The 12,413-nt window shown below is 37.4% G+C and carries 10 protein-coding genes; 8 read left to right on the forward strand and 2 right to left on the reverse strand.

Annotated features, from left to right (window positions below; translation table 11 throughout):
* The first annotated feature begins 24 nt into the window (after positions 1–24).
* Positions 25–387, forward strand: coding sequence for a hypothetical protein (locus tag QOL71_RS09600; protein WP_283416714.1), 363 nt, complete (start codon positions 25–27; stop codon positions 385–387).
* 71 nt (positions 388–458) lie between these two features.
* Here the strand turns inward: QOL71_RS09600 and QOL71_RS09605 are convergent, their stop codons facing one another.
* Together QOL71_RS09605 and dusB are read right to left on the reverse strand one after the other, a co-directional pair.
* The gene (locus QOL71_RS09605; RefSeq protein ID WP_283416715.1) at positions 459–2,084 is read right to left on the reverse strand and encodes a M1 family metallopeptidase; all 1,626 of its coding nucleotides are present in this window, start codon (positions 2,082–2,084) and stop codon (positions 459–461) included.
* A 159-nt stretch (positions 2,085–2,243) separates the two neighbouring features.
* On the reverse strand, positions 2,244–3,233 hold the full coding sequence (dusB, locus tag QOL71_RS09610; protein WP_283416716.1) for a tRNA dihydrouridine synthase DusB: 990 nt from the start codon (positions 3,231–3,233) through the stop codon (positions 2,244–2,246).
* Positions 3,234–3,320: 87 nt separating this feature from the next.
* On the opposite strand from dusB, the gene QOL71_RS09615 reads away from it, so the two are divergent.
* The 7 genes from QOL71_RS09615 to QOL71_RS09645 all read left to right on the forward strand — a co-directional run bounded on the left by QOL71_RS09615 (position 3,321) and on the right by QOL71_RS09645 (position 12,411).
* Positions 3,321–3,701, forward strand: a complete 381-nt coding sequence (locus QOL71_RS09615; protein ID WP_283416717.1) for a c-type cytochrome — start codon at positions 3,321–3,323, stop codon at positions 3,699–3,701.
* Between the two features lie 89 nt (positions 3,702–3,790).
* Positions 3,791–5,929, forward strand: a complete 2,139-nt coding sequence (locus tag QOL71_RS09620; protein WP_283416718.1) for a glucoamylase family protein — start codon at positions 3,791–3,793, stop codon at positions 5,927–5,929.
* Between the two features lie 376 nt (positions 5,930–6,305).
* Positions 6,306–8,006 carry a lysine--tRNA ligase gene (lysS, locus tag QOL71_RS09625; RefSeq protein ID WP_283416719.1) on the forward strand — a complete coding sequence of 567 codons (1,701 nt, stop codon included), beginning with the start codon at positions 6,306–6,308 and terminating at the stop codon, positions 8,004–8,006.
* A gap of 180 nt (positions 8,007–8,186) precedes the next feature.
* Complete coding sequence (gene gyrB / locus QOL71_RS09630) at positions 8,187–10,121, forward strand: DNA topoisomerase (ATP-hydrolyzing) subunit B (protein WP_120214683.1); 1,935 nt, start codon at positions 8,187–8,189, stop codon at positions 10,119–10,121.
* Positions 10,122–10,206: 85 nt separating this feature from the next.
* On the forward strand, positions 10,207–11,004 hold the full coding sequence (locus tag QOL71_RS09635; protein ID WP_283416720.1) for an RsiV family protein: 798 nt from the start codon (positions 10,207–10,209) through the stop codon (positions 11,002–11,004).
* A 1-nt stretch (position 11,005) separates the two neighbouring features.
* On the forward strand, positions 11,006–11,452 hold the full coding sequence (locus QOL71_RS09640) for a DUF6526 family protein (RefSeq protein WP_283416721.1): 447 nt from the start codon (positions 11,006–11,008) through the stop codon (positions 11,450–11,452).
* Between the two features lie 110 nt (positions 11,453–11,562).
* Entirely contained in the window at positions 11,563–12,411 is an 849-nt protein-coding gene (locus QOL71_RS09645; RefSeq protein WP_283416722.1) for a diacylglycerol/lipid kinase family protein, read from the forward strand.
* Positions 12,412–12,413 lie beyond the last annotated feature (2 nt).

Genomic DNA, 12,413 nt, shown 5'->3' on the forward strand with positions numbered 1-12,413 from the left:
ATTTGATTTTAAAAAATATTATAAATGAACGAAAATCATCAAGAATCTCAGATTTCTCCAAACTATAAAAAAGCTGCGGATTTAATTTACCTTTCTGGTGCTTTGGGAATCGGAAATTTAATTTGGAAATACGAGACTTTAGATAATGGCTTGAAAATATTCATTGCAATAATTTCTGTAGGTTTCGTCTTCGTACTTGGTTATTTTGTAAGTAAAGGAGCAGTATGGATGAAGTATGTTCTTGCGGTACTTTTATTTTTTGGAATAATCGGCTTGCCTTTTATAGTTCAGAACCTTAAGAATGATTTAGTCTTAGGGATAATTAATATTGTACAAACTATTTTACAGATTTGGGCTATGATTTTGTTATTTAAAGTTCCAAAATAGAAAATCAATAATATCATATATTGCTGAAAAAAGACCTGTTCAAATTTGAACAGGTCTTTTCGTTTAATAACTTATTGTTTCGAATAAATCACGTAATAATTCTTATTAAACTCAACAGGCTTGTCTGATTTTAAAGTCGTGGTTTGCCATTGTTCAGTTGGTTTCAGTTCTTGCTCGTCAGCCAGTCTGATCGGTAATTTAAAATCAGGAACAACGTTTGTCCATCTGTAAGTCAATTGATTTCCGTTTTGTTTATACTCCAAAGTCGGAATTTTAACAGTTCTCAGATATTGGTCAAAAATCGACTTCAAATCAATTCCGGATTTTTGAATGAAATAATCTTCTACTTGTTGTGTGGTCACAGTCTGATGATAAAAATCTTTATTTAAACCTCTCAGAATCTGGCGAAATTTCTCATCATTATTGATCACCTGGCGAATTGTGTGAATCATATTCGCACCTTTCGGATACATATCGCCGCTGCCTTCATTCCGGATGCCGTACGTTCCGATGATTGGCTTGTCATTGGCAATCATTTGGCGAACACCCTGGATGTATTTGTCAGCCGAGTCTTTGTCCATATATTTTTCCACAAACAATGGCTCAGAATACATCGTGAAACTCTCATGGATCCACATGTCGGCCTGGTCTTTGGCTGTGATATTGTTGGCAAACCATTCGTGTCCCGACTCATGGATGATAATGTAATCCCACTTCAGCCCGACACCCGTTCCTGATAAATCTCTTCCAAGGTAGCCGTTGCCATAATTATTTCCATAAGCGACGTTGCTTTGATGTTCCATTCCCAGATGCGGTGACTCCACGATTTTGTAAGAATCCTCATAGAAAGGATATGGTCCGAACCAATATTCGAAAGCGCTCAACATTGGTTTTACCTGCTCGAATTGTTTTTTTGCTTTCTCGAGATTATAATCCAAAACCCAATAATCCAGGTCCAGTTTTCCCTTTTCGCCGTTGAAAGTATTTTTGAAATTGACATATTTCCCGATGGATGGAATAATGGAATAATCATTAATCGGATTTTTCACTTCCCAAAGCCAGGATTTTTTATCGCCCAGATTTTCTTCTTTGATTAATTTTCCGTTGCCAACGCCAACAAGGTCTTTTGGTGTGATGATTTTGAACGTTATGCCGTTATCAGGCTCATCGCTCCAGATATCTTTTACAGGAAGCCAAATGCTCGCACCAATCCCTTCGTCAGCCGCAGTCATCCACGGATTTCCGTTTTTATCCTTTGTGAAAATCCAGCCGCCGTCCCAAGGTGCGTGTTTAGCAATTTGAGGATTACCCGAATAATCTATATCAATTGTATATTTTTCTCCTTTTTTGAAATTCTTTTTTGTCGTCAGGAAAATAAAATCTCCGTCAATTTTTTTCTCGGCAATTGGAAAGCTGGCCGATATTTTATCGGCTTTCATTGGCTTTTGTAAATCGATTTGAAAAGTCGGGTTTCTGACATCTTTCTCAATTGTCAAACTGATTTTATTACTTCCTTTGATACTTTTCGCTTCAAAGTTCGGTTCCAGGACAATATCATATTTCTTAACATCCCAAAAGTTCCTGAATTCTGTATTAGAGCCTTTTAGCGTATCGATTTTGGTCGGTTTTGCATTCTCAAAAAACTGAGCCTGTGAAACTCCGGAGATTAATATGGAGAGAAGTAATAATTTTTTCATTTTTAATTATTTGAGGTCTGATAAGTTGGAATTTAAATGTTAAAAGTTACAGAGATTGAATAATATTTACCACAATGGACCCAAAGATGTTCACAAAGTTCACTATAATAATTTTTGACCTTTGTAAAAAAGCCTTGCGAGCGTCGTGTTTAAAAAAAATTAGCTAACATTTTCCTGATAAAAATGTTTCGTTTCTTCAATAATTTCGTCAATTTGTTCAAGCGTCAAAGCCTGAAGAAACTTAGTCTTAAATTCTTTAAAATGCGGAATTCCGCGGAAGTAATTGCTGTAATGTTGTCTCATTTCCACAATTCCTGGACGTTCGCCTTTCCATTCCACAGACCAAAGAGCGTGGTTTTTCACGGCTTCTAGTCTTTCTGCAATAGTTGGCTCAGGAAGAATTTCTCCGGTCTCAAAAAAATGTTTGATTTCATTGAAAATCCATGGATAACCAATCGCTCCACGACCAATCATTATTCCGTCGCAATTGTATTTATTTTTATATTCCAAAGCTTTTTCGGGAGAATCGACATCGCCATTTCCAAAAATCGGAATTTCGATATTCGGATTGCTTTTGATTCTGGAAATGTGTTCCCAATCCGCCTCGCCTTTGTACATTTGAGCACGTGTTCTGGCGTGGATGGTTAAGGCTTTGATTCCAACATCCTGTAATCTTTCGGCAACTTCATCAATATTGATACTGCTGTCATCCCAGCCCAATCTGGTCTTTACAGTAACCGGCAAATGTGTAGAATTCACGACAGCTTTGGTTAATCTAACCATCAAATCGATGTCTTTCAAAACGCCTGCACCTGCGCCTTTGCAAACTACTTTTTTTACAGGACAACCAAAATTAATATCCACTAAATCTGGCTCAACTGTTTCCACGATTCTGGCAGACATTGCCATTGCTTCCTCATCTCCACCAAAAATCTGGATTCCGACAGGTCTTTCGTAATCGAAAATATCTAGCTTTTTGCGGCTCTTAATTGCATCACGAATCAATCCTTCCGAAGAGATAAACTCAGAATACATCAGGTCTGCGCCGTGCATTTTGCACAGTTTTCTAAAAGGTGGATCACTTACATCTTCCATCGGTGCCAGCAAAAGCGGAAAATCAGGAAGTTCTATGTTGCCAATTTTTACCATTCTGCAAAGATAATCATTCCTATTATTTCTAATTTAAATTCAGTCTTAATTCCTTATTCGGTAAATTTGTGGGATAAATCAATGGATATGAAAAGACTATTTCTGGCGTTTGCTCTGGCCTCAATTGTGGCTTGTTCGAAAAGTGATAATTCAGGAAACAAAGATGTTCTGAAACAAGAACCCGAAGCTGCACCAAAAGTTGTGACGGACCCAATTGCTGAAGGTCAGTCTTTAGTGGAAGGTGCAGATTGTTTAGGATGTCATAAAGTGGATGAACGAATGATTGGCCCGTCTTATAAAGAAGTGGCTGCGAAATATGAAAACACGCCGGAGAATGTAGAATTGCTGGCAGATAAAATCATCAAAGGAAGCTCAGGAATTTGGGGTGATGTTCCAATGCCGGCTCACAATGGATTGAGCAAAGAAAATGCGAAATTTATGGCACAATATATTTTATCTTCAAAATAATTTATAGCTCTGACTATAAGGATTAAAGGCAGTTTTGAACTGTCTTGCTTCTTTTGGAGAAAATGATTATCTTTTCAAAAATAAAATCTATGAAGTCTATCTTATATTCTGCTCTATTTTTTTCCGCATCGTTATGTGCGCAGGAATATCAATATGATTATACTTTTTTCACAAACAGTTTGATGAAAGATAATTTCTTTTATGGAAATGTAAAATCTTCAGGTTCAGCTTCTGTGAAAAATCAGAATAATAAATTATTGGTTGATAAAAATGAATTTCATTCTGCGGGAAATTCACTTTTGCTGGATTATAAAAATGCAAAAGACGGAAAATGGGAAGCATCATTAGAATATGAAGATGTGAGAGGAAAAGATTTCTTTACCAAAGCCAATTTCCTAAGTTTTTGGATTAAATCTGAAAAAAATGATTCTAATATTCTGCCAACTGTAAAACTTCAGAAAACCGACGGCGGTTTTTCGAAACCGATTACTTTTAAGCTGGTGAAAAATAATCAGTGGGAAAATGTTTTGATTGACATTTCAAATATGGATGCTTCTGTGAAGGATAATCCTAAATCCGTTAAAGCGATTGTTTTCACTCAGCCTGAAAACTCTGATTCTAATAACAAAATTTGGTTAGACGATATTGCTTTCATTGATTCAAGAGAAAAGGAGAAGATTGCTGAAATTCCAAAAATTTCATTCGCTAAAGGTTACATGAAACACGTAGATTTGAAATGGAGTCCAATCAAAGACAATAATATCAGATATGTGAAAATCTACCGCTCCGAAAATGGAAAAGATTTCAAACCGGTCGGAATTCAGGATGCTTATATTGATAGATTTGCTGATTTCACTAATGAAACCGGAAAGAAATATTCCTATAAAATTAGTTTCCTCGACAAGCTTTTCAACGAATCAAAATTATCAGAAATCGCTTCAACTGAAACCAAAAATATGTCTGATGAAGAACTGATAACGATGGTTCAGGAAGCGTCTTTTAATTATTATTGGGACGGCGCAGAACCGGAAAGCGGCTTGTCAAAAGAAAATACCAACGGAAGACAAAATATGATTGCAACCGGCGCTTCAGGTTTTGGAATTATGGCTCTGATTGCCGGAACTGAACGGGGATTTATCTCAAGAAAAGAATCTGTGGAACGTTTTACTAGGATTGTTAATTTCATCGAAAAAGCAGACAAATACCACGGCGCAGTAGCGCATTTCATTGACGGAAAAACGGGGAAAACCGAACCGTTTTTCGGAAAGAGAGATAACGGAGCCGATTTGGTGGAAACATCATTTTTCGTTCAGGGGTTGTTAGCGGCTCATCAATATTTTAACAAAGACAATGCGGAAGAGAAAAATATCAGACAAAAAATCGACAAGTTCTGGAAAGGTATCGAGTGGGACTGGTTCAAACAAACGCCGGATAGCAAATTTCTATATTGGCATTGGTCGCCTGACCAGGCTTGGACAATCAATCACCGTCTGATTGGCTGGAACGAGACGATGGTAACTTATTTGATGGCTATAGCTTCACCAACACATTCGGTTCCGGCGAGTATATATTATTCGGGTTGGGCGAGTCAGGATAAAATTGCTCAGGATTACCGGAAAGATTGGGGAAAATCTGATGAAGGTTCAATGTACACTAACGGAAATACCTATTACGGAATCAAACTGGATGTTGGCGTCAACAAAGGCGGTCCGCTCTTTTTCGCACATTATTCATTTATGGGATATGACCCACACGGATTGACGGACCGATACACCAATTATTTCAAAAATAATCAGAATATTGCCAAAATCAATTACCTGTATTGTGTCGAAAATCCGAAAAAACAAAAGGGTTATGGTAAAGACGGTTGGGGTTTAACAGCTTCGGACGGACCAAACGGCTACAATCCTGATGAGCCTGTGGAAAGAGAAGATACAGGCAAATTGACTCCGACTGGCGCAATTGCCTCTTTTCCTTATACACCAACCGAATCGATGGCAGTTTTGAAAAATTTCTATCTCAATTACGGCGATTTTCTTTGGGGTGAATATGGTTTCCGGGATTCGTTTGATTTAAATAACAACTGGTGTTCTCCGATTTTTATGGGACTGAATCAGGCGCCAATGACCGTGATGATGGAAAATCACAGAACAGGTTTGATTTGGAAATTATTTATGAGCCATCCGGACGTGAAAGCCGGCATAGAAAAATTGAATAAAGAGAAGTAACTTTTGGGCAGCTTTTTCCGTCTTCCGCTCACGCTCTTTTCACTTCACTGCGTTGCGTAAAAAGGAGCTCCGCTCAAGCCGGGCTGCAAATTCGCCGGCAAAATAAAGGTTTTCCTAAAAATACCACTTTGTCATTCCGTAGAAGCTTAAATAACAAAGATTCCTACGGAATGACAAAGTTTATGTTTATTTCTTTGATGAGTTTTACGACTTTGCGAATCTTAAAATATCCTCAATAAATAAAAAAACTTTGCACCCTTTGCGTTAAAATAAATCCAAAGAATCTCCTTTTGTGTCTTTTGTGGTTATGTCAAAATTTAACTTCCACAACCATTTAAAAATCACTATTTTTGCAATTCGAAAAAATTGAATTAAAATGTCATTATCAGAACAGGAAATTATCCGTCGCGAAAAATTACAAAAATTGACCGATCTGGGAATCGATGCATTCCCTGCCGCTGAATACAAAATCACTGATTCCACCAAATCTATAAAACAGAATTTCGAAGAAGGGAAGAAGGTGGTGATTGCCGGACGTTTGATGTCAAGAAGAATTCAGGGAAAGGCAAGTTTTGCAGAATTGCAGGATTCCGAAGGGAGGATTCAGGTTTATTTTAACCGTGACGAGATTTGTACTGGTGAAGACAAAACTTTATATAACGAAGTTTACAAGCATCTTTTAGATATCGGTGACATCATCGGGATAGAGGGTGAATTGTTCAAAACTCAGGTTGGAGAGATGACGGTAATGGTGAAAAATTTCACTTTATTGACAAAGTCGCTTCGTCCACTTCCGCTTCCAAAAGTAGATGCTGAAGGTAATGTTTTCGATGGCTTCACAGATGCGGAATTGCGTTACAGACAGCGTTATGCGGATTTGGTTGTGAACCCTCATGTGAAGGAAATCTTCGTTAAAAGAACAAAATTGTTTAATGCGATGAGAACTTTCTTTAATGATGCAGGTTATTTCGAAGTCGAAACGCCTATTTTACAATCCATTCCTGGTGGAGCTGCGGCAAGACCATTTATCACACATCACAATGCTTTGGATATTCCTTTATATCTTAGAATTGCTAACGAATTATATCTGAAAAGACTCATTGTTGGTGGATTCGATGGCGTTTATGAATTCTCGAAAAACTTCCGAAATGAAGGGATGGACAGAACACATAATCCGGAATTCACGGCAATGGAAATCTATGTGGCCTACAAAGATTACAACTGGATGATGGATTTCACGGAGAAATTGTTGGAATTCTGTGCGACTTCGGTCAACGGAACTTCGGAATCCGTTTTCGGGGAACACACCATCAGCTGGAAAGCACCTTACCCAAGAGTTTCTATGACAGAAGCGATTCTGAAATATACAGGATTTGACATCACTGGAAAATCTGAGCAGGAATTATTTGATTTTGCAAAATCTATCGGAATCGAGGTTGATGAAACAATGGGTAAAGGAAAACTGATTGATGAGATTTTCGGAGAAAAGTGTGAAGGAAACTTCATTCAGCCGACTTTCATCACAGATTATCCTGTTGAGATGTCGCCATTGACCAAAAAACATAGAAGTCAAGAAGGTTTGACAGAGCGTTTCGAATTAATGGTTTGTGGAAAAGAAATCGCGAATGCTTATTCGGAATTGAATGATCCAATCGACCAGAGACAACGTTTTGAGCATCAATTATTATTATCAGAAAAAGGGGATGATGAAGCTGGGCAATTTATTGATGAAGATTTCCTTAGAGCTTTGGAATATGGAATGCCGCCAACTTCTGGTTTAGGAATCGGTATGGACAGATTAATTATGTTCCTGACTAACAATCCATCAATCCAGGAAGTGCTTTTCTTCCCGCAAATGAGACCTGAGAAAAAAACTCCGGCAGTTGAATTGGGAGAAGATGAAAAAGTGATTCTTGAAATCCTTAATTCACAGGAAGAGGCAATGGAACTGAATGAAGTAAAAAATCGTTCTCAGCTTTCCGGTAAAAAATGGGACAAGGCTTCTAAAACTTTAACTAAAAATAATTTGGTGAAAGTTGAGAAAATTGATGAGGTTTTGTTGATGAAACTGGTTTAATTTCTCATTGGATATAAATTAAAAGCGGACCGTGTAGTTCGCTTTTTTATTTGCATTGCTGTTGAAAACTAACCCATTTTTTAGCTTTCATATCTCGAATTTTTTCACGATATTTGTGAGCATTTTAATAGAAATAACACTTTGTAAAATTATCGGCTAAGTGCTGATTATAAGAATAATATGAGTCAAAAACAATATACAGCAAGTAGTATTCAGGCATTGGAAGGAATGGAGCACGTTCGTATGCGTCCTTCGATGTACATTGGTGATGTAGGAGTCAGAGGTCTCCACCATTTGGTTTATGAAGTCGTGGATAACTCTATCGATGAAGCTTTAGCCGGATATTGTGATACAATCACTGTCGCGATAAAAGAAGGTAATGCGATCGAAGTTATGGATAACGGTCGTGGTATTCCGGTCGATTTTCACGAGAAAGAACAGAAGTCCGCGCTGGAAGTTGTAATGACCAAAATCGGAGCCGGTGGTAAGTTTGACAAAGATTCCTACAAGGTTTCCGGAGGTCTTCACGGGGTTGGGGTTTCTTGTGTTAACGCACTTTCCAACGAAATGATTACAACTGTTTACAGAGATGGGAATGTTTATCAGCAGGTTTATTCCCGAGGAAAAGCACAAACTGGGGTTGAAGAGATAGGCAACAGCGATTACAGAGGAACGAAACAGTTTTTCCAGCCGGATGATTCTATTTTTACTGAATTAGTTTACAATTATGATACGTTGGCAACCAGATTAAGAGAGTTGGCTTATCTTAATAAAGGGATTACAATTACGTTAACCGACGAAAGAGAAAAACTGGAAGACGGTTCTTTCAAATCAGAAGTGTTCCATTCGGAAGGCGGATTAAAAGAGTTTGTTGAATATATCGACGGAAACCGCGAATCTATAATGGAGCACGTGATTTTTATGGAAGGTGAGCGTGATGATATTCCTGTGGAAGTAGCGATGCGTTATAACACGTCTTTCAACGAGAACTTGCATTCTTACGTTAATAATATCAATACCCATGAAGGTGGGACACACTTGGCAGGTTTTAGAAGAGCTTTGACAAGAACTTTGAAAAAATATGCCGATGAGTTAGGACTTCCTGCAAAAGAAAAAGTAGAAGTTACAGGTGACGATTTCCGCGAAGGTTTGACAGCAGTGGTTTCTGTAAAGGTAATGGAACCTCAGTTCGAAGGTCAGACTAAAACGAAGTTGGGTAACTCAGAAGTTTCTGGCGCGGTTGATAAAATCGTGGGTGAAATGCTGACTAATTTCCTGGAGGAAAACCCAAACGAGGCAAAAACAATTGTTCAGAAAGTTGTTTTAGCGGCAAAAGCCAGACAGGCTGCGAAGAAAGCACGTGAGATGGTTCAGAGAAAATCGCCGATGGGTGGTTCTGGGTTGCCAGGGAAATTATCTGACTGTTCTTCAAAAGATCCGGCTGAATCCGAGATTTTTCTGGTTGAGGGAGATTCCGCAGGTGGAACGGCAAAACAAGGCCGTGACCGTCATTTCCAGGCGATTCTTCCACTGAGAGGTAAGATTCTGAATGTTGAGAAATCAATGCTTCACAAGGTTTATGATAATGAGGAAATCAAGAATATCTACACAGCGCTTGGTGTTTCTGTTGGAACAGAAGAAGATTCCAAAGCGTTGAATATGGCCAAATTAAGATATCACAAAATCGTCATTATGACCGATGCCGATATCGACGGTTCCCACATTTCGACGTTGATTCTAACCTTCTTCTTCAGATATATGAAAGAGCTGATTGAGAACGGATATATCTATATCGCCCAACCACCTTTGTATTTGCTAAAGAAAGGAAATAAGAAACAATATGCTTACAACGAAAAGGAGCGTGAAGAGTTTACTTTAGAAATGTCACCTGATGGAAAAGGCGTAGAAGTGCAACGTTATAAAGGTCTTGGAGAGATGAATCCTGAGCAGCTTTGGGAAACAACTCTGAATCCGGAACACAGGATTCTGAAGCAAGTAACGATTGATAACGCTGTTGAGGCAGATTCAACTTTCTCTATGCTGATGGGAGACGAAGTTCCGCCGAGGAGAGAATTTATCGAGAAAAATGCAGTTTATGCAAGAATTGATGCATAATCATAAAATCAGACCTTCCAATTTTTGGAAGGTTTTTTGTTATTATAAACCTTTGAAAAAATAACCATTTTAAATAATAAATACTATGAAAAAACTGTGTATCATCCTTTCAGTTGGAGTTTTACTGACTTCCTGCTCGAAAACCGAAAACAAAGAAATCAACATTAATGTTACCAAATCTGATAGCTTGGAATCCAAAAAGGGATTCGTTATTGATTCTGTTCGTGTTCAGGATTCTTTGGTAATTAACAAAAATCTTACAGCTTCTTTCAACAAGCAACTACTTGTTTTTCCATCCATTGAAAATAAAACGGTTCTGGATAGTATCTACAAAGAAGCTAATGTAAAAACATCCGCATATGATGCTAACTCATTGAAATCATTTCTAACTCAACAGATGCAAAAAAGTTTTGACGATACTAAGAAAAGCTCAAAAGAATGGTCGCCTGATTTTAAGCAAACCTGGGATGAGATGTCAGATATGAAGGTTGTTTCTCACAATGATGATGTCCTGACTCTGAAATATTCAGGAAGCGGTTATACAGGCGGTGCGCATGGTTATTATTTTGAAAATTATAAAACATTGGATCTGAAGGATAGTAAGGTAATTTCTCAAAATGATATCTTCAAAAACCCGGCAGATAGTAATTGGGATAAAATCTTAAAAAACAATTTTGTAGAGAAAGATCAAAAAGAGATGATGCTTGTAGATAAAATCGAGCTGAACAACAATTTCTATTTTGACCAGAACAAAATTACATTTGTCTATAATCAGTACGAGATTACGGCTTATGCAGCTGGTGTAGTTTATATTACTCTAAATTTCAAAGATATCAAAGAACAACTGAAACCAGAGTTTATAAGCCGATATAAAATCAAATAACATGGGCCAGAATCTGAAAAATTACAGGAAATATTACCCGTTACATCATTTTATTTTCTATCCGTTATCTTTGGTTTTGCTGGTGTTTTCAGTTTTTAAAATATTCAGCTTTGTGGATGTGGATGAGAATCTATTCTGGATTTGGATTGCAATTTCTGCAGTAATTATATTGATGATCGTCTTATCATTCATGCTTCGCCAGCATTATGCATTGGGTTTACAGGACAGGATCATTATTAATGAATTTAAATTCCGATATTTTGCTATGACGGGAAACAGATTGGAAAATTCGACCTATCATTTTTCCGACGCCCAGATTTTTGCGCTGAGGTTTGCTCAGGATGAAGATTTGATGGAAATGATGCATCAAACGGCGCAAAATGAATGGTCGCCTTCTGTCATCAAACAAAATATCAAAAACTGGAATGCGGACAATAAACGGATTTAGATTAAATCAGCAGAGACGTCTTGCTATGGTTTTTGATGCCTCGAAAACAAAATAATTCATTTATAATAAAAAATACTCTGAAATCTTCAGAGTATTTTTATTTTTGGGCTATGAAATTTGCATTCATCATCAATCCCTATTCTGCGAAAAAAAATTATCAGCCTTTTTTGGATAGTCTTACCAAAAAGGTGAATAATCCACTTTATATCATTTCCAGATCTTTAGAAGATACGGATGAATTTATCAAAAAACACTGGAATGATGTGGATATTTTTGTGGCAGTTGGCGGTGACGGGACTATTTCGGTTGTTGCGCAGAAATTGATTAATACACAAAAGATTCTGGCAGTTTTTCCTGCGGGTTCGGGTAATGGTTTTTCTAATGAAACTAATTTTAACAAAAATATTTCCCGTCTTTTAGAAAAAATCAAAGCTAAAAAATCCCGTGAGATTGATACGTTTATGGTAAATGAACATTTTTCTATTAATGTTTCAGGAACAGGATTTGACGGAAAAGTGGTAAAAGAATTCGAGAAAACCAATCGCGGTTTTAAGAATTACATCAAAGTTTCTATCAAAACTTTTTTCAATTATAAACCGATAAAAATCAAATTCTCAGAAGAAAATTACAAGCAATATAATGGCAAATACCTAATGCTGAATATCGCCAACACGCGACAGTTCGGTAACAACGCTTACATTGCACCAATGGCTAGTAAAAGTGACGGTTTGGTAGATTTGGTTTTGGTTAAGAAGTTTCCATTGACCTATTCGCCTTTTTTTGCGTTCCGGATGTTCACCAAACGTCTGAAGGATGATGATTATGTGACTTATCTCCCGGTTTCAGAAATCGAATTCAAAGTCAACACGAAAACCTGGCACATCGATGGGGAATTCAAGAAAATCAAATCACCGATTCATATCAAAGTCTTGCCAAAGAGTTTGAGGATTTTGGTTTAAAT

The sequence above is a fragment of the Epilithonimonas pallida genome (genome assembly GCF_900182975.1).
GTDB classification, from domain to species: domain Bacteria; phylum Bacteroidota; class Bacteroidia; order Flavobacteriales; family Weeksellaceae; genus Epilithonimonas; species Epilithonimonas pallida.

What these genes read in the sequence shown, in the direction of transcription:
- dusB (WP_283416716.1), bottom strand. Translation starts at nt 3,233, where the DNA reads ATGGTAAAAATTGGCAACATAGAACTTCCTGATTTTCCGCTTTTGCTG.
- QOL71_RS09605 (WP_283416715.1), bottom strand. Translation starts at nt 2,084, where the DNA reads ATGAAAAAATTATTACTTCTCTCCATATTAATCTCCGGAGTTTCACAG.
- QOL71_RS09615 (WP_283416717.1), top strand. Translation starts at nt 3,321, where the DNA reads ATGAAAAGACTATTTCTGGCGTTTGCTCTGGCCTCAATTGTGGCTTGT.
- lysS (WP_283416719.1), top strand. Translation starts at nt 6,306, where the DNA reads ATGTCATTATCAGAACAGGAAATTATCCGTCGCGAAAAATTACAAAAA.
- QOL71_RS09640 (WP_283416721.1), top strand. Translation starts at nt 11,006, where the DNA reads ATGGGCCAGAATCTGAAAAATTACAGGAAATATTACCCGTTACATCAT.
- gyrB (WP_120214683.1), top strand. Translation starts at nt 8,187, where the DNA reads ATGAGTCAAAAACAATATACAGCAAGTAGTATTCAGGCATTGGAAGGA.
- QOL71_RS09620 (WP_283416718.1), top strand. Translation starts at nt 3,791, where the DNA reads ATGAAGTCTATCTTATATTCTGCTCTATTTTTTTCCGCATCGTTATGT.
- QOL71_RS09635 (WP_283416720.1), top strand. Translation starts at nt 10,207, where the DNA reads ATGAAAAAACTGTGTATCATCCTTTCAGTTGGAGTTTTACTGACTTCC.
- QOL71_RS09645 (WP_283416722.1), top strand. Translation starts at nt 11,563, where the DNA reads ATGAAATTTGCATTCATCATCAATCCCTATTCTGCGAAAAAAAATTAT.
- QOL71_RS09600 (WP_283416714.1), top strand. Translation starts at nt 25, where the DNA reads ATGAACGAAAATCATCAAGAATCTCAGATTTCTCCAAACTATAAAAAA.